Annotated in this window: 19 protein-coding genes; 17 read left to right on the top strand and 2 right to left on the bottom strand. The window is 34.8% G+C overall.

Translation table 11 applies throughout. The features are described 5' to 3' along the window. Positions 1-217 precede the first annotated feature (217 nt). The 6 genes from BCI01S_RS24085 to BCI01S_RS24060 all read left to right on the top strand — a co-directional run bounded on the left by BCI01S_RS24085 (position 218) and on the right by BCI01S_RS24060 (position 4,627). The gene (locus BCI01S_RS24085; protein ID WP_061801311.1) at positions 218-1,252 is read left to right on the top strand and encodes a DUF2332 domain-containing protein; all 1,035 of its coding nucleotides are present in this window, start codon (positions 218-220) and stop codon (positions 1,250-1,252) included. A 110-nt stretch (positions 1,253-1,362) separates the two neighbouring features. Beyond that, on the top strand, positions 1,363-1,674 hold the full coding sequence (locus BCI01S_RS24080) for a hypothetical protein (protein ID WP_217275696.1): 312 nt from the start codon (positions 1,363-1,365) through the stop codon (positions 1,672-1,674). Positions 1,675-1,835: 161 nt separating this feature from the next. Beyond that, a complete protein-coding gene (locus BCI01S_RS24075) occupies positions 1,836-2,654 on the top strand; it encodes a lipid II flippase Amj family protein (RefSeq protein ID WP_047944730.1) in 819 nt (272 codons plus the stop codon). Between the two features lie 129 nt (positions 2,655-2,783). Further along, a complete protein-coding gene (locus tag BCI01S_RS24070) occupies positions 2,784-3,245 on the top strand; it encodes a GNAT family N-acetyltransferase (protein ID WP_061801309.1) in 462 nt (153 codons plus the stop codon). Between the two features lie 21 nt (positions 3,246-3,266). Next, on the top strand, positions 3,267-3,785 hold the full coding sequence (locus BCI01S_RS24065) for a GNAT family N-acetyltransferase (protein ID WP_061801308.1): 519 nt from the start codon (positions 3,267-3,269) through the stop codon (positions 3,783-3,785). 74 nt (positions 3,786-3,859) lie between these two features. After that, positions 3,860-4,627 (top strand): GNAT family N-acetyltransferase, encoded by a 768-nt coding sequence (locus BCI01S_RS24060; protein ID WP_047944759.1) that lies wholly within the window; start codon positions 3,860-3,862, stop codon positions 4,625-4,627. 308 nt (positions 4,628-4,935) lie between these two features. Here the strand turns inward: BCI01S_RS24060 and BCI01S_RS24055 are convergent, their stop codons facing one another. After that, positions 4,936-5,844 carry a DUF3231 family protein gene (locus tag BCI01S_RS24055; protein WP_061801307.1) on the bottom strand — a complete coding sequence of 303 codons (909 nt, stop codon included), beginning with the start codon at positions 5,842-5,844 and terminating at the stop codon, positions 4,936-4,938. Positions 5,845-6,076: 232 nt separating this feature from the next. On the opposite strand from BCI01S_RS24055, the gene BCI01S_RS24050 reads away from it, so the two are divergent. The 3 genes from BCI01S_RS24050 (at position 6,077) to paiA (ending at position 7,837) form a co-directional block, all read left to right on the top strand. Further along, positions 6,077-6,478, top strand: a complete 402-nt coding sequence (locus tag BCI01S_RS24050) for a DUF2512 family protein (RefSeq protein WP_047944734.1) — start codon at positions 6,077-6,079, stop codon at positions 6,476-6,478. A gap of 364 nt (positions 6,479-6,842) precedes the next feature. After that, positions 6,843-7,295: a MarR family winged helix-turn-helix transcriptional regulator gene (locus BCI01S_RS24045; RefSeq protein WP_047944736.1), complete on the top strand. Its 453-nt coding sequence runs from the start codon at positions 6,843-6,845 to the stop codon at positions 7,293-7,295. A 23-nt stretch (positions 7,296-7,318) separates the two neighbouring features. Continuing rightward, positions 7,319-7,837, top strand: coding sequence for a spermidine/spermine N(1)-acetyltransferase (paiA, locus tag BCI01S_RS24040; RefSeq protein ID WP_047944738.1), 519 nt, complete (start codon positions 7,319-7,321; stop codon positions 7,835-7,837). Between the two features lie 70 nt (positions 7,838-7,907). Here paiA and BCI01S_RS24035 read toward each other — a convergent pair whose 3' ends face one another. Beyond that, complete coding sequence (locus BCI01S_RS24035; RefSeq protein WP_061801306.1) at positions 7,908-9,038, bottom strand: IscS subfamily cysteine desulfurase; 1,131 nt, start codon at positions 9,036-9,038, stop codon at positions 7,908-7,910. Positions 9,039-9,176: 138 nt separating this feature from the next. On the opposite strand from BCI01S_RS24035, the gene nadB reads away from it, so the two are divergent. The 8 genes from nadB (at position 9,177) to BCI01S_RS23995 (ending at position 16,998) form a co-directional block, all read left to right on the top strand. Continuing rightward, on the top strand, positions 9,177-10,784 hold the full coding sequence (gene nadB, locus BCI01S_RS24030) for an L-aspartate oxidase (protein WP_061801305.1): 1,608 nt from the start codon (positions 9,177-9,179) through the stop codon (positions 10,782-10,784). Beyond that, complete coding sequence (gene nadC, locus BCI01S_RS24025; protein ID WP_061801304.1) at positions 10,726-11,562, top strand: carboxylating nicotinate-nucleotide diphosphorylase; 837 nt, start codon at positions 10,726-10,728, stop codon at positions 11,560-11,562. The genes nadB and nadC overlap by 59 nt, the downstream gene beginning before the upstream one ends. Positions 11,563-11,583: 21 nt before the next feature. Continuing rightward, entirely contained in the window at positions 11,584-12,687 is a 1,104-nt protein-coding gene (nadA, locus tag BCI01S_RS24020) for a quinolinate synthase NadA (RefSeq protein ID WP_047944744.1), read from the top strand. Between the two features lie 173 nt (positions 12,688-12,860). Further along, positions 12,861-13,460 carry an RNA polymerase sigma factor gene (locus BCI01S_RS24015; protein WP_061801303.1) on the top strand — a complete coding sequence of 200 codons (600 nt, stop codon included), beginning with the start codon at positions 12,861-12,863 and terminating at the stop codon, positions 13,458-13,460. 82 nt (positions 13,461-13,542) lie between these two features. Then, positions 13,543-14,319 (top strand): hypothetical protein, encoded by a 777-nt coding sequence (locus BCI01S_RS24010; RefSeq protein WP_061801302.1) that lies wholly within the window; start codon positions 13,543-13,545, stop codon positions 14,317-14,319. Positions 14,320-15,115: 796 nt separating this feature from the next. Then, complete coding sequence (gene miaA, locus BCI01S_RS24005) at positions 15,116-16,078, top strand: tRNA (adenosine(37)-N6)-dimethylallyltransferase MiaA (RefSeq protein ID WP_280529779.1); 963 nt, start codon at positions 15,116-15,118, stop codon at positions 16,076-16,078. A 27-nt stretch (positions 16,079-16,105) separates the two neighbouring features. Next, positions 16,106-16,345 carry an RNA chaperone Hfq gene (gene hfq / locus BCI01S_RS24000; RefSeq protein WP_031538267.1) on the top strand — a complete coding sequence of 80 codons (240 nt, stop codon included), beginning with the start codon at positions 16,106-16,108 and terminating at the stop codon, positions 16,343-16,345. Between the two features lie 182 nt (positions 16,346-16,527). Further along, entirely contained in the window at positions 16,528-16,998 is a 471-nt protein-coding gene (locus tag BCI01S_RS23995; RefSeq protein ID WP_167555750.1) for a DMP19 family protein, read from the top strand. Positions 16,999-17,838: the final 840 nt, after the last annotated feature.

Below are 17,838 nucleotides of genomic sequence, written 5' to 3'. Positions count from 1 at the left end.
GCCGAAATTATCAGCCAAAGTATGAAGGAAATCAGCCAAACGCCGAAATTATCAGCCAAAGTAAGAGGGAAATCAGCCAAACACCGAATTTATCAGCCAAAGCAAGGTGGAAATCAGCCAAACTACATATAATAAGTAGAGAAAATTTTTAAGCATTTAAGCACATACAGCATTAAACAGGGGAGAGTACAATTCATATGAGGGGATGATTAGGAGAATGCAAACTAATGAAATGCTGACTCAAACATTTTTAACCTTTGCAGAAAAGGAATGTAAGGGATCAAGCTTCATTTACGAACTTTTGTCAAAACAAATTGCAATGGATAAAACGCTTCTTAATATTGCTAAATGTGCTAGAGAGGGGCAGCCTGTCCCAAATCTATTATTTGGTGCAGTTCACTACCTACTGTTAAAGGGGACCAATCACTCGCTAAAAGATTATTACCCTAGTATCACAGAGAATCCCAAAACAGCTAAGGCTTCGTTTCCTATTTTTAAAGATTTCTGCCTCAAATATCAAAAGGAGATTAAATGGATTCTCCAAACGAAGTTAGTCCAAACGAATGAGGTAAGAAGATGTTCTTACCTTTATCCTGCTTTTTGTATGATATATAATCTAGCAAAGAAACCGCTAGCGTTAATCGAAATAGGCACTAGTGCAGGATTTCAGCTTCAGTGGGATAAGTATGCCTATTCATACGGTAAAGAATGGTATGGAAATTCAGAGTCAGAACTGCCAATTACTGCGACTGTAATAGGAGAAAATATGCCATTCTTTTTGAAAACTTCTCCTCCTGTTACGGCAAGGATTGGTTTTGATTTACATACGATAGATTTACATGACAAAGACGAAGAATTATGGCTAAAAGCATTGATATGGCCAGAACATAGAGAGAGATTATTCTTATTTGAAAAAGCGGCAGATTACAGAAGAGAAGGTGCTTTGAACGTAGTGAGCGGTGATGGAGTAAGCTTGCTGCCACATTATGCCGAAACTATTCCAGAGGGCAGTGCCATTTGCATCTTTCATACCCATGTAGCGAATCAAATACCAAGAGAAGGGAAGGAGCTTCTGTTACAAAGCGTGGAAGAAATCGGGAAGTACAGAGAAGTGTTTCATCTTTATAATAATATTCAAGATAGATACTTACACTTAGATTATTATATGGACGGTAAGAAGAGTGAAAATACCATTGCAGAAACAGACGGACATGGAAGATGGTTTAAATGGTTAAAACATGATATCAAATAAGGAAGTAATTTAGTTTTAGGATAAAGAGTTATCTCTACACTAGAATAAGGGAATATACTTCTAGGGCTTTTAAATGTGAAAAGTATATAATAAGGAGGCACTAAAATATAATGGGTTTACTGAATATAGGGAGCCTGGTGCTTGGTTTAATTGCTTGGATATTGCCGGCTACAAACTTAATGGGAAATAAAGAGAAAGTTCAGAGAAATGGGCTAATGATTTGTTTTCTTAGCATGAGTGCTTGTGCGATTTCTATCTCTTTTCAGATTATCTATAGCTATTATCTTGTAAAAATGGAGGATTGGAGTGCAATGATGGACACAACAGGTGGGGTAGTGGTTGCGACTGCAGTTCTACTTTCTGTAACAATTATTTTGAACACTGCGAATTATATTGTATATCGTAAAGTTACAGCAAAATAGCCTTTAAAATAAATACATATAAAGAAAAGGACACTTCTATTGGTGTCCTTTTATTGCAATAACAACATCTACTTAATGTAAAATCAACTTTAGTAAATATTTCTAGTTAATTTCAGAAAAAGAGTTATAATGTAGCTAGAATAAAAATTAAAGGAGTTTTTATGGAATTAATAACGTCAAAGGTCATCATTATTTCTATTTTACTATTAGTGATTACAATGGTAGAAACATTGGCCTATTCAACAAGAATATCTGGTACGAGAGTAAGGTTAATTGCTACTGCTATATCGTTATTTAGCACAATGGTTATTGTTTCGCGATTTTCCACTATGTTTCAACAGCCATTAACAGCAAAATTGATAGCAGAAGTTCCCAAAGGGGCAGACAAATTAACTTTTATTGCGGCGCAATATCGAATTTTGATAGGAGTAACATCATTGGGAGTATTATTTGGAATCCTGTTGTTTCCAACATTTATTAATATTTTTTCACGAGCCATTGTTCAATTAGCAAATGAAAGAGGGTCCATGCTAGCTCTTTTTTCTAAATTATTCAAGAAAAACAATTGGAAAAAGCTTGTAAAATGTCTCAAATTACCGAGAATTTCCTATTTTAGAGGAATTACCTTAAACACAGTTCCAAAGCGTTTATTTGTATTAAATGTCATTATTTCAGCTATATTTACGACGGGTGTCATATCCTCCATATATGCTTCCATGTTAGTTCCTGCAAAAGTTTCTCAGGCAGCTTTAATGTCCTCAGGGGTAATAAACGGGATTGCCACCATCATTCTGACCTTATTTATTGATCCAAAGGCGTCTGTGTTAGCCGATCGCGTCATGAAAAAACAAACGGACTACATCTATTTGAAAAGTTACTCATTAACAATGGTTAGTTCTAAATTTATCGGTACCATAGTAGCACAAATAATCTTTTTACCAGCAGCATACTATGTGGCTTGGTTTGCAGAGTGGCTTTAATCTAAAATAGGAGCTGAAAAGTAAATTACTGTCCTTTATATTATAGTCGTTAGGTCTATTAGCTTTTCAAACGACTGGATAAACAATTGAGAACTATCGAAATAGTTTTTTACTAAAGGGGGAAATAAAGTGACGGAGTCATTAGAGTTTAGGTTAGCAGTATTACAAGATTTAGATCAGATTGTAGCTATGCTTGCTGATGATGTTTTAGGCAGTAAGCGAGAGCGTTATGAACAGCCACTACCTGCCAGTTATCTGCAAGCGTTTCAAGCTATTGCAGAAGATCCCAATAATGAATTAGTGGTAGCATGTTTTGGAATTGAAGTAGTTGGGGTTCAACAAATTACATTTACTCCATATATTACCCATCAAGGAGGATGGCGAGCGACTATTGAAGGGGTAAGAACTGCCTCTTCTGTAAGAGGAAAAGGGGTAGGTACTCAACTAATTAACTGGGCAATCGAGCGTGCCAAAGAAAGAGGCTGTCATTTAATTCAGCTTACGACTGACAAACAAAGACCAGATGCCTTGCGTTTTTATGAACGATTAGGCTTTCAAGCAACACATGAAGGGCTGAAAATGAAACTATAGCAAGGAGGGAGGTGCGACAAAGTGGTTCGGGTGTTATCAATAGAGAAAGATGACATCATAATAGAACAAATCGAAGAGCTGTATAAAAGTGTATGGAATAGATCTATTAAGGAACCTTTAGTAAGACACAGCAAGTATAAAGGATTTAGGGGGAATAGGATAATTTCAACAGAAGGGAGACTAATAGGGTTTGTATATGGATATATATCTTTACCAGAACAATACTATCATACACTGCTTTCTAATGAGCTCAGTCAGGAAGAATACGATTTTTGGTTGAAAGATTGCTTTGAAGTAGTTGAATTAGTTATTCATCCCTTGCATCGAAAAAGAGGATTTGGAAGTAAATTAATAAGAGATTTGTTGCTTGGTGTAGACAATAAAACAGCTGTATTAACGACACAAGTAACGAATACAGCGGCACAAAGTTTATACACTGGCTTAGGATGGACTGTTATTAAGAATGCATTCATACTGAATAAGACTGAGGATCCTTTTATGATTATGGGGAAAGTATTAGGGAAGAAAAATGGATTATAAGAAGCATTAAGCAATCTGTAGGAGAATGTCTATAGTTGATGAACATTCCATTTAAAAGATACGGAGGAGAGACGATGTTTGAAATCTTGAATGTAAATGCTGAAAACGTGGATGAATACGGATTTTTTTGTATGAGAAGCAAACCAAAATCAAAAGGGTATCAAAATAAACTAGCATGGCTGAAGGAACGGTTTAAAGATGGGTTAAAAGTAAAAATCCTTCTAGAAGACGGTCGACAAAGAGGGTTTATTGAATATATTCCCGGTGAATTTACTTGGCGAGCGATAAATGCCAAGAAATATATGGTGATTCACTGCTTCTGGATCGTTGGCAAGAGCAAAGGAAAGGGCTATGGTAGCAAGCTCTTAGAGGAATGTATAACGGATGCGAGAGAATTACATTTAGATGGTATTACAATAGTCACTAGTAAGAAAAGCTGGTTACCAGACAAAACTATCTTTGAAAAAAAAGGCTTCAATCAAGTGGATAAAAAAGGGGATTTTGAATTAATGGCTTATGCTTTTCAAAATGATCGGAAACCTAGCTTTATTGATTGGCCGCAACTAGCAAACGAATATGATAATGGGATTACGGTGTTCAAATCAAACCAATGTCCGTTCACGCAGGATGCAGTTGATAATTTACAAGCTGCAGCAGATGAGCACGGCTTAAATGTAACAGTACTTGAAATGAACGATAATGAAATGGTACAACATCAGTCTCCAACACCCTTCGGCGTATTTACAGTTATATATAATGGTGAAATTATTACTTATCATCCAGAAACGAAGAATAAATTTCTACAATTAATAGAAAAACAGGATTTGAAAAGGAGTAAGTAAACATTGATGAAAGATATATCTATGTAAATAGATAATATTAGTAAATGCTTGACTCAAAGTATTAAAGAGGAAATGAAATAAAGAGCAATCTTCAAATGGATCTTAAAAATAGAGCAAAGCCTGTGAGACTATGCTCCATATATTTTTTTCCTAACTAGTAAATCTAGCAGTAAGAATTATTCTTTATTATTTGCTAAAGTCTGTCTGTTATCAGCTAACGGAGGTTGCTCTAGCCATCCATACTTTATTAATAATTCACATCCATACTTTATTAATAATTCACATCCATCTTCGGCGTATAAACCCACTTAAGCCATGAATTTCGTATATTCTGCGGCGATATCTCTCCTTTGAGAAACAGATAAGCCAGCACCATAATAGCCAACTGCAGAAGAAACCAATGTAACAATATGGTATAACATTAATTTATCAGAAAAAGGGGGAACGGTGGAATTTGTTACTTCCGACACCCATGTTTTCGGAGAAGATAAGTCTTCCTTTGTAAGGATAGTATTAAAAGTAGTGAAGTGGTTCAAACAAATTTTTTTACCTCTTTCAAAATATTTTTGAATTTCTTTTATTTGGCAAACTTGAGCAAATCCTAATTCTAAAACGGTTTTTACTATGTCTTTTTTCATGTTAAAACTCATACCACTTATTTCAATCGTATTTAATGGTCGTTTTTTCCCAAACCATCCAGCTAAATAACTCTGGTCATCGACAAATTTGACTTGCTCTGGTGTATTAATTCTAGCGGTTTTACTATAGAATCCTTTATTTAACATGATGGAAACGATTCGTTTATGTAACTCCATCGTTTCCTTGTTGCATTGAATAAAGTAATCTAACTGGTCATCTCTTGATGATGTAGAAACGGCACCTGCATATCCAGTTAATCCTAGTAAGGTCATAACATGTAAATACGCTATAATAAAAGCGTCAGTAAAGATAGAAGGAGCATTTAAATTAACATCTTCCTCCACTGAAAAACCTTTGGGAATGGGAAAGTTCTCTTGAGTAAAGAAATCAGTAATTTTAGTAATATGGGATTCAGCAAGACTAAGGGAAAAGTTAAGTACTTCTTTAATGTCTTTGTCTTTTGCCTTTTCAATTGAATGGGTAAGAATACATATGGATAAAGAATCATTTATGTATTGAGTCCAAAGGTTCGCTATTTCAGCTGTGGTTAGTTCTACATCATGACTGATTTTCTTCATAAAAACTCCTCCAACAAGTGCATATATCAAATACAATTTTATTTTTTTGATATTATATTAATATTTCATAGTTGCGCCATTTTTATGTAAGAAAAAAAAATGTTAAAGAAGCGATAAATAGGATAAAGTTAATAGACTGTTCTAGAATTTACCATAATAAATTCTTTTCTTAGAGGATTAACATAAAATTTCCGTGGTATTTATTAGGTATAAAAATCACGGAGGGATGTAGATGAATCATTTGAAGGCGGTTGTTATTAAGCTAATAATGATCCTCTTAGTATTAGGGATTATTCTTACTGGAATCTTTGATGGGGAATTTGGCAATACGCTTTGGATCAGCATTGTTCTGACGATTGCTGCTTACATTATTGGTGATTTGTTCATCTTTAGAAAAATCGGCGATGATGCAGCATTTGTAAAGCGTAACATAATAGCGACAGTTTCAGATGCAATATTGACGGTTCTTATCATTTATTTAATGGGTAAATCCATGTTTGCAGATGATAATAACCTGAGTGTTGCAGCAATTCTATCAGCTGTAGTAATAGGAATAGGAGAGTGGTTTTTTCATAAATATCTTAATAATAATGTATTTGAGGAGAAACCTAATCATCCAGAATCTACTTTTTAACTATTAATGAATAAAGGAAAGTTTTCAACAAAAATATATTTGAAAGCAGAATTGATATTGCATGTATTCCTTGAGAGTGTTTAATTTATGGACTAGGCCCGCTGCAAGCAATATTCCACCATTCAAGGAGAATGATAACTATGCTAATTTATCATTCTATTTCTAAAATACAAAAATTTGTCTAAAGTCTAAAAATCAGTTGACTCTATAGAGCCAACTGATTTTTTGCATAAGCATCTTTATATAAAGTGCATAAAAAGTAATTAATTCTTAATTATTTTATTGCAAATACAGCAAAAAAGGATTAAAATAAACTTAATTATTTTTATTGTAAATACAACAAAAAGGATTGAGGGTTGGAAAGGTGAAAGAAATTCTTCGAGAGATTGGAATGATTGGAAGAGCGCTAGATTCAATTAGTAATATCGAATTTAAAGAATATAATCTTACAAGGGGGCAATATTTATACCTTGTAAGAATTTTTGAAAATCCCGGTATCATTCAAGAGAAGTTAGCTGAAATGATTAAAGTAGATCGAACAACGGCAGCAAGAGCAATTAAAAAATTGGAGATTAATGGATTCATTACAAAAGAAGATGATCCACATAACAAGAAAATAAAAAAACTATTTCCAACAGAAAAAGGGGAAAAAGTGTATCCATATATCAAAAGCGAAAATGATTATTCAAATGAAATAGCATTAGCTGGATTGTCTAAGGAGGAGGTGGATATCTTGTTCAACCTCCTTCTAAGAGTAAGAAAAAATATAGAAAAAGACTGGGAGTATGTAAAAAAAGGCAATAAGCGCAATTATTAAGACGGAAGGAGAGCAGGTATTCTATGGAGACTTATATTGAAAAATGTACAATCGCTGATATACATAAACTGCAAGATATTAGCTTGGAAACTTTTGATGAGACTTTCAGAAATCAAAATTCACCAGAAAATATGAAGGATTATTTGGAAAAAGCTTTTAACTTAGAGCAACTGAAAAAGGAATTGTCCAATCTCTCTTCGCAATTCTATTTTGTCTATTTAAATAAAGAACTAGCTGGATATTTAAAGATAAATAGGATGGATGCACAATCTGAACAAATGGGAGAAGACTCACTAGAAATAGAAAGAATCTATATAAAAAGGAAATTTCAAAAACATGGTCTTGGACAAGTTCTAATGAATAAAGCTATTGATATTGCTAAGAAGGAATCCAAAAAGAAAATCTGGCTTGGTGTATGGGAAAAAAATAAAAAAGCCATTAGATTCTATCAAAAGTTTGGTTTTGTTCAGACTGGTGCTCACTCTTTTTATATGGGCAATGAAGAACAATCTGACTATATCATGATAAAGATTCTTTCTTAATTATGAAGAAATAATTTCGTTAAGCAATGGAAAGCCTAACATATCAGGGGTATGGCTTTCCATTAAAAGGTTACTTAGGAATTGAACGTTTTATTGCAAGTTGTTTAATCGTATTGGCCAAATCCCTTACATCATCTTCCTTGGTGTCTTTGCCCATCGATATCCGAACAAACTCTTTTGCCTCTTGAACTGCTAATCCAAATGCCTCCATTGTTTTGGAAGGGGCTTGTTTTCCGACCTGGCACGCACTCCCAGTTGAAATGGCAAATCCACGACGATTGCATTCAAGCATTAGCCATTGACCTTCTATCCCTTTAGCTCGTAATCCGATAATTCCTGGATATTGATCCGTGCATTCAAAAATAGTAACGGATTCTTTCGGAATCATCTTCGTAAATAATTTTCGGAACTTAGAAAGCTTCGTTTCGTTTTTCGAAATTGTAGAACATGCCTTTTGGGCAGCGACAGTCATACTTGCAATCCCAGCTGTGTTAACTGTGCCAGAGCGAAAGCCATTTTCGTGGCTGCCATTTAATACTATTGGAATCCAAGGAACATTCGGATTAATATAGGCAATACCGACGCCTTTTGGTCCATAAAATTTATGGCTTGAGAGGGATAATGCATCGACATAGGGGGTTACTTCTTTAACCTCTATTTTTCCAAAACTTTGCACCATATCACTATGAAAAAGGATGTGGTATCTTTTACAAATCGTGCTGATTTCTTTTATAGACTGGATCGCACCAATCTCAGAATTTACATGTTGGATAGAAACAAGCACGGTATCAGGACGAATTGTTTCTTCTAGTAACCGAGTATCGATTAAGCCAGTTTTTGATAATGGCAAATATGTAATTTCATAGCCTTTGTCAGCTAAGACATGCATCGCACTATGTATAGAAGCATGCTCTGCTGTTGATGTAATTAGGTGTTTTCCTTCCTTTTTTGTTCCCATTAGTAAGCTGTGCAAAATAAGAAAATTACTTTCTGTACCGCCGCTTGTGAAGTATATGCCATTTTTATCTACGTTTATTAATCTTCCCCATTCATCACGGCAATTCTCTACGATTCTACTAGCTGTATCTCCCATATCATGAAGACTATTCGAATTCCCAAAGTATTTACAAGCAATCTCGACATAAGTAGAAGCAGCATCGGGATCTAAAGAAGTAGTTGCTGCATAGTCAAAATATTTCATCAAAAATTCCTCCAAAAAGATCAGTAGTTTACAGGATTCAGATTCAAAGCTAAAAGTCTTTCCAAAAAAACCCTTGCCATAATTTTAAATCTATGTAAATATAGGTGTCAAGACACTTGTAAAATAGGATGGTGAAAAATGGCCATAGATGTATTGATTATCGGCAGTGGAATCGCTAGCTTGCAGCTAGCTAAAAAGCTTTCAACTGACTTCAATGTGATTATTCTCACAAAATCTAATATCGAAATCAGCAATTCTTATTTAGCTCAAGGTGGAATTGCTGCAAGCATGGGAGATTCAGATGATTATAGAAAGCACGCACTTGATACTTTAGAAGCTGGACGCTTTCACAATAATCCTGAAGTAGTAGCGGAAATTACAAATGCAGCACCCTTCTTAATAAATGATTTACGGCAGGGTGGATGCGCATTTGATGAGGATATGGCAGGAAATCTTGCATTAGGAATGGAGGGTGCTCATTCGGAAAACAGAATAGTTCACAGTGGCGGCGATACTACGGGAAAACAACTGATGCAGTATTTAGTGAAAACGAAGACTAATAATATTAAAATCATTGAAAATGTTTTTGTCTATGAATTAATGGTAAATACTAATACTAAACAATGCTTTGGCGCAAAAGGGATTTTAGCAGATGGCACGCGAACAGAATTTTATAGCGCTCATACTGTTATTGCAACAGGAGGCTGTGGAAATCTTTACACCTATGCGAGTAGTGCTTCCACCATTATGGGAGATGGAATTGCGCTTGCTTATTTAGCTGGGGCAAATATTAGCGATATGGAGTTTATACAATTTCATCCTACCCTGCTTTATGTCAACGGAAAAACGATTGGACTGATTTCAGAAGCTGTCAGAGGAGATGGAGCAAGATTAGTTACAGCTTCTGGTGAGTACGTGATGGAACATGTCCATCCATATAAAGACTTAGCGCCACGGCATATCGTCTCCCAAACAATTTATCAGTATTTATCAAGTGGGGAACCAGTTTATTTAGATATTTCAATGATTGCAAATTTCCAAGAAAGATTTCCTACGATTGCAAATATGTGTCGAGAAGCGGGCATTGATTTGCAGAAAGGGTTGCTTCCGTTTGCGCCAGGGAGTCATTTTTTAATGGGAGGAATTGATACAGACCTGCATGGAAGAACAAATATCAATAATCTTTATGCAATTGGTGAGGCAGCTTGTACAGGTTTTCATGGAGCGAACCGTTTAGCCAGCAATTCTCTCTTAGAGGGTTTATATATGGGGAAAAGCCTTGCGACACTCCTTCAAAAAAAAACAAAAATAAAAGCGAAAATGTTTCAATGCAAAACCGAAGAAAAGAAGGCAAATTTCTTTCCGATTTTGCCAGAAAGAGGAGAGATTCAGAATCGAATGATGGAGTATGCAGGCATTGTCCGTAATGGAATCCACTTACAGATGCATCTTGAATGGCTTGAAGGTTTCGGAATGACCAATCTGGAACAGATCTCTTTAGAAAATAAGTCAGTCGAGGAGATAGAAAAGTACTTTATGCTTTTAACTGCTTTTCTAATTACAAAATCTGCGTTGGAAAGAAAAGAAAGCAGAGGGGGCCACTTTCGTTCTGATTATCCTATGGAAAAGAATGAATGGATGAAGAAAAAGGTCTGCATGAATCGAGAACAAACAAAGGAGAATCAAAATGAACCAATTAAAATTGCAGAAACTACTGGAAGCATTTTTTATAGAAGATATCGGTGAACGTGATGTGACAACAGATGCGATTTTTCCACAAGAGCAGCAAGGAGAAATCGTATTTTTAGCGAAAGATAATGGAGTTTTTTGCGGGGAAGAGATTATTCAGGCAGGATTCCAGGTTTTAAATCCTGCCACAGAAGTCAGAATGCTTATCCATGATGGCGACCGAATGGAAGCAGGTCAAAAATTGGCGACAGTAAAAGGAAAGATTCGTGATTTATTAAAAGGAGAGCGAGTTATTTTAAATCTTGTCCAAAGAATGAGTGGTATCGCCACAAAAACACGTGAAGCAGTAGAAACATTAAATAGTGGCTATACAAAAATAAGTGATACAAGAAAAACGACCCCAGGATTAAGAATGTTAGAAAAATATGCAGTAACAGTTGGCGGAGGACATAATCATCGCTTTGGATTGTATGATGCGGTGTTGATTAAAGATAATCATATTGCCTTTGCCGGTTCGATCGCTAATGCTGTAAAAGCGGTTAAACAGTCAATTGGCCATATGGTGAAGGTAGAAGTTGAAACGGAAACAAAGGAACAAATGTTTGAAGCTTTAGCTGCTGGCGCTGATGTGATTATGTTTGACAATCGAAAGCCTGAAGAAATCGTGGAGTGGATTACTCATGTACCAGAAACTGTCACAACAGAAGCATCTGGAGGAATTACGTTAGAAAATCTTGCTTCCTATCGAGAGTGTGGAGTGGATTATATTTCATTAGGATTTTTAACCCATTCGGTGAAAGCGTTAGATATTAGTGTGAAAGTAAGCTTTGATTAAAGATAAAAAGGGGAGAGGAAAATGAATCTTTTAGAGGGGCTGCAAGCATCGAATACAATACCAAAGAAATACTTAGCCATGACAAACGCGGAATTAGAAGAGAGAGCTGTTTGTGTAAAGAATCGATTAGGCAAAAAACTATTTATTCCAGGTCATCATTATCAAAAGGATGAAGTCATTCAATTTTCCGATGCTACAGGGGATAGCTTAAAGCTAGCGCAAGTTGCGGCTGAAAATACTGAAGCAGAGTTTATTGTCTTTTGTGGGGTTCATTTCATGGCAGAAACAGCTGATATCCTTACTACAGTGAAGCAGAAAGTCTACTTGCCAGATATGCGGGCGGGCTGCTCGATGGCGGATATGGCCGATATTTATCAGACTAATCGAGCATGGACCAAGCTGCAGGAATTATTCGGAGACACGATCATACCACTAACCTATGTAAATTCAACAGCAGCCATTAAAGCCTTTGTCGGAGAAAATGGGGGAGCAACCGTAACCTCTTCTAATGCTGAAAAAATGGTATCCTGGGCCTTTACAAAAAAGGAAAGATTACTATTTTTACCAGATCAGCATCTTGGAAGAAATACTGCCTATAATTTAGGGGTTCCTTTAGAACAGATGGCCATTTGGGATCCGGCCAAAAATGAACTTGTTTATGAAGGCGTGATAGAAGATATTAAAGTAATACTCTGGAAAGGTCATTGTTCTGTGCATGAAAATTTTACCGTAAACAATGTCGAGCAAGTTAGAAAACAATATCCTTACATGAAAATTATTGTCCATCCAGAGTGCAGCAGAGAAGTTGTCGCGGCAGCTGACTTAGCTGGTTCAACCAATTATATTATTGATGTAATCGAAAATGCAGAACCTGGAAGTGCTTTTGCTATTGGTACGGAAATGAACTTAGTTAATCGGATTATGAAAGAGCACCCGGATAAAGAAATTATTTCCCTTAATCCATATATGTGTGCTTGTTTAACAATGAATCGGATTGATTTGCCTCATTTCGTATGGTGCTTAGAATCAATTGAAGACAATTTTGAAAGGAATCGAATTATTGTCGAAGAGCCTATAGCGTCTAACGCAAAAATAGCATTGGATAGAATGTTGGAATTATCCTAAGTTTTACGCAAAAAACTGCTTTGTAAAATAAAGGCAGTTTTTTGGTGCTTAAGTTTAGATGCCTTTACATATCTCAATAACAAATCCAAGTAAGTTGAATTTTCAAACAGTTGTTAATGACAAGCATTCTATCTTCCTTTAAAATATAGGTAATATATGGAGAATGACGAAAGGTGGAACATACCCTGAATAGACGCCATAGACAATGGAAGAAATATATACAAGCCTATATAAATGAATGGTATCTTCTAGCATTTTTATTAACTGGAAATAGAGCACTAGCAGAACAATTGTTAAATAGAGCGGTAGATCAAGTGAAGGGTAAGTGGTCCTTTCACCATTTTGAGCGTTTATGGGCAAAACCAATAATCAAGGAATATATTAAATACAATCGCACTAATCAATTTTATGAGAAATTCTTAGATTTTAGTACTCTCTTAAATCGATTAGGTTTGCTTGAGGTAAATGCCCGAGTTGCTTTTTTACTAAAGTATTACTACGGTTTTTCTTATAAAAAAATAGCGCGAAATCTACATATCTCTGAGAGAAAAGTGAAAGTAATTATTTATGATGCCATACTTGTATGGACAAATAATGGCAAGTTAATACCGATTGAACAAGTGGAAGCAGTTATAAAAGAAGATATAAAACTCGTGAATAAAAACTTACTGGATTCTTTCCGTTTTGAAGAGAAAAACCAATACATAGAATCAAGCATTAATGGTAAGCGAAAGACACTATTGCTAATCCTTATGATATTTATTTCTTGCTAATGGATCCATTAATCAAAAAACGTTAGGAAAGACGAGAGTCAGTCTCGGACCGGATATTTATAAAATTTATAAGGAGGGAGGAGTGTTACAGCTAGAAAGGGAGATTCAACAAAAAGGCTATACCGATATTTATACCAATCCAGAAAGGGAAACTAATATTTTATATGTCCAATTTAGCACAGCAGAGAGTTTAGAAAAGAAAGAAGAGGTAACAATGTTCATCGAATCTTATTTAAAGGATAGGGACCTAGATTACGAAATAAAGTATGAAGAGATGAACCAATTGAATGAAGTAGAACTAGAACAAACAGATGAACAAAAGGCAGAGAATAAACAGATGGAAATGGAACAAGAAATATTCGAATTACTTGCATCAAATACCTATCATTATAAACAAACCTATTCATCTGGCGAATCAACGGAAATCCTTTTATCTGAATCTATTCCAAAAGAAGAAGAAGCAATGATAAAGGAAGAAATCAAAAATATTATGAAAAAATTTGATAGTGAATGGAATTTCTCAATTGGAAAGGTTAGTGCAGACGTTGTAAAAATCGAAAAAGCAATGTGGGATATTGCTCCAGCTCTTTTGGAAGCCTATATATTTAAGGAGGAAAAATATAAAGTATATGATGTGTATCCAACATATGAAGATGAGCAATTGAAATTCGATATATTTACAGAATTAGCCTTCACAACAGATGAAGATCGAGCGAAAAACATCGAAACTGCCAAAGAGTTAAAAAGATCTATACAAATCTTTTTCCAACATGAAGACATTCAGAAACTCTTTAACCATGCTCCCTATATTATAAAAATCTATGGAGATAATAGAAAAGAAGTAGAATTAGATGCTTGACACAAAATAGTTAGGGAGGGGATCTTATTGAATAAATTGAGAAACTTTAAGCAATTAATTTTGTAGAATTGGAAGTTTATGTTGGTGTATTGGACGAAGCATGTAAGAATGAAAAACAAGATATCCTACATCGTTCAATTGGGGAGGAGGAAGAAGCTTATCAAGTATTTACAGAAGCCAAATAAAAGGGATAAAACTTTTTCCAGAGAATTTTTCTGAAAATGGGAAGTAACAGAATCTGATTATATCTTTTCCCAACACCATTGAACTTGTAACAGAACAGACTGATATAAAGAGAGTATATTCAATCTTAAAAAAGTATAATTATAGAGTTCCTTTGACAGTTTCCTATTATCATAAAGAAAGAGTCGAACGTAATAAAAGATGGTTAAATATAACTCCTTGTTTGGAGGAAGGATTCTTATGAGGAGTAAATTTTCATATAGAAAGATGTAGTATCGATTCCTCAGAGAAAGAAAATAGCTATTGAAATATATACATTTTTTGTAGTGGAGGATAAAGAATTAAGAAAGAGGCTGCTCAAGAGATTATACGTTCCATCAATCAATTTTTTCATAGCGAAGAAATAAACCAAATGATACATAACGATTCATATAATATAACTGTTTACTCAGAAGAGAAGAAAAAAATAAAGATTGATTGATAAAATTCTGTATATTTCATAAAGGATTGGTAATAATGCTTACAGGTTAAACTGCACGGAGGAATGTGATAAAATAATAATAATAGCTTATATATGATATGGCTAAATGTTGGCAAAAGGCAGTTGAATCATTTGACAATTAAGGAAAAAGTTGTGGTGCTAATTGGACCTACTGCTGTAGGAAAGACCAATCTTAGCGTTAAACTGGCGAAAAAATACGACGGAGAAATCATTAGCGGAGATTCCATGCAAATATATAAGGGGATGGATATTGCGACAGCAAAAATTTCTCCCGAAGAAATGCAGGGGGTTCCGCACCATTTAATTGATATTGTAGAACCAGACGAGAGTTTTTCCGTCGCCCAATTTCAGGAGCTTGTGCGCAAAAAAATAACAGAGATTACAGCAAGAGGAAAGTTGCCGTTTATTGTTGGCGGAACTGGCTTGTATATTCAAGCGGTTTTATATGATTATCAGTTTCAGGAAACAGCTTCAGATCCAGCTTTTCGGATGAAACTGGAAGAAATGGCACAGAGAGAAGGAAGCTTAAGGATTCATGACAGATTGAAGGAAATAGATCCTGAGGCTTCAGCTGCTATCCACCACCATAATGTACGACGTGTAATTAGAGCACTCGAGGTCTTTCATGTTACTGGCAGAAAAATGTCTGAAATCCAAAAAGAGCAGAAGCAAGAGGCGCTCTATGATGCTGCATTAATTGGTCTGACAATGGATAGAGAAATTCTTTATGAGCGAATTAACAAAAGAGTCGATCAAATGCTTGATAATGGATTGTTAGAGGAAGTGGAGCATTTTTATCATCAGGGCATAAGAGACTGTCAGTCCATTCAGGCAATCGGCTATAAGGAAATCTATAAGTATTACGATGGACTTCTAAGCTTAAATGAATCGATTGAAGAGTTAAAACAAAATTCAAGAAGATATGCCAAAAGGCAATTAACTTGGTTTCGCAATAAAATGAATGTACAATGGTATGATATGACAGATACCGTCAAAACAAATGACATTACAAAAAAAATACAGGAAATTTCGTCTTATTTAGAAGGAATGCTAGAGATTAAATCGAATACATAATAGTAGAGAGAAAAGAGGAGGATTTTCATGAAGCAATCAGTTAATATTCAAGATCAATTTTTAAATCAATTACGTAAGGATGGCACAAACGTAACGGTATTCTTATTAAACGGATTCCAAATACGTGGATTTATAAAAGGTTTCGATAATTTCACTGTATTATTTGAATCAGAAGGTAAGCAGCAGTTAGTTTATAAGCATGCGATTTCTACGTTTGCCCCACAAAAAAATGTACAGATTGATTTAGAAGGCACACAAGTTCAGTAAAAAAGATATTATAGAACAATTCAAATTCCTATTGTTTCATTCAAGTCAAAGATAGGAATACATAGGCATTTACAAGGAAATGAATATGGAATAGCTTAATGAGAAACAGACTAGATCAAATATAGGTTTAGTCTGTTTTTTATTGATGTATCTATAATATATGACTAAAGGGAGAGATATCATTGTTACAGAAAATAAAAAAAACTGAATTAATGAATAATCATGATATTTGGAATGTAATGGTGTCTATAATGGCAGAATATAATTTTCCAGCAGAAAATGAAACGGCCAATAAGGTATATATGGTTTACAATTATTATTCGGAAATGGAAAGCGGAGGACATGAAGGATTATTCCATTGGTTTTCTTGGTATATAGAAGAGGTCGGTGGACACCAATACTTTGCAGAACTGATAAGAATATTGAAAGACATAAACGCTGATGCTTATGCGTTAATCGAAGAAAAGTATGGAGAGAAATTATGGAATCTTTTTCAAGCATTAGAAAATGGAGAAATACCTGAAGAAGCATTCTATTCGTTAAATACAAAGGCTGATGAGGAATATAATCAGCTTTCTGGTAAACTAGAAGATTTATTAGAGAATTATTTTGTGGATATATACCGTGAATTAATCGAGGTTATGGAAGATTAAAGATAGGCTGAATCCACTGTAAAAGTCACCCATCAGTGGAAAGGAAGGAAGCCCCCGCTGATGGAGATTTTGCTTATATATGAAAAAAGAATATATTGGTCGTCTTTTAACCTAGTAATAGTGCTGTTTGTATCTCTTTCAAATTCCTTCAAACGATTCTCCATGCTCTTACCACTATTGTCTCTATAAATATCTTCTCGAACATAATGAGGAAAGATAGTTCTATCAGTTAACCCCCAAGACTTGAAGTTACTCCATTTCATTCTATATAATTCTGGTGAGAAATGATGCACCACGTTGATAGAAATTCCTAAAATAACTGCTCTGATTTTGTACGGATAAGAATTCAGCTTTAATTGTATCGGTAAAAAAACCGTTTGAAGTTAAAAATATGCTAGCCATTTAATCTCCTTTATCATTTAACATAATATTTGAAATATTTATTTATTTTAGCATAATAACATTCTCCATATATGGACTCACCAGAAGTCTCCTCGAAAGGACTTAAAAAATAATCTAAAATAGTTTAATGAATAGCAAAGGTTCTGAATATACATTAACAATGGGGAATAGTAGCAAACAGTATGAATCGATGTAAATGCTTATAAATAGTCATAAATAATGCTTTTGATGGGCAAGTGTTTGAGCGTTTTGTTTTAAGAGGAGGTGTGGCTTTTGGAGCATCCAATCCGGATGAAGAATAATGGACAGATCAGCGTAGTAATCAATTCACAGAAAAAGAAGGTTCTTCCAAAGGAAAAGCCAGAAGCTGAGTCAATCCCCAGAAATGTTCCGAGTGAACATGAAGCACTTAGGGAAATTGAAGCGGAATTAGGAAGC

Origin of the sequence: Niallia circulans NBRC 13626, from assembly GCF_001591585.1 — a bacterium.
In the GTDB taxonomy this organism is placed as follows: domain Bacteria; phylum Bacillota; class Bacilli; order Bacillales; family Cytobacillaceae; genus Niallia; species Niallia circulans.
Note: the sequence above shows the minus strand (reverse complement) of the source record. Positions and strands in the feature narration are given on the sequence as shown.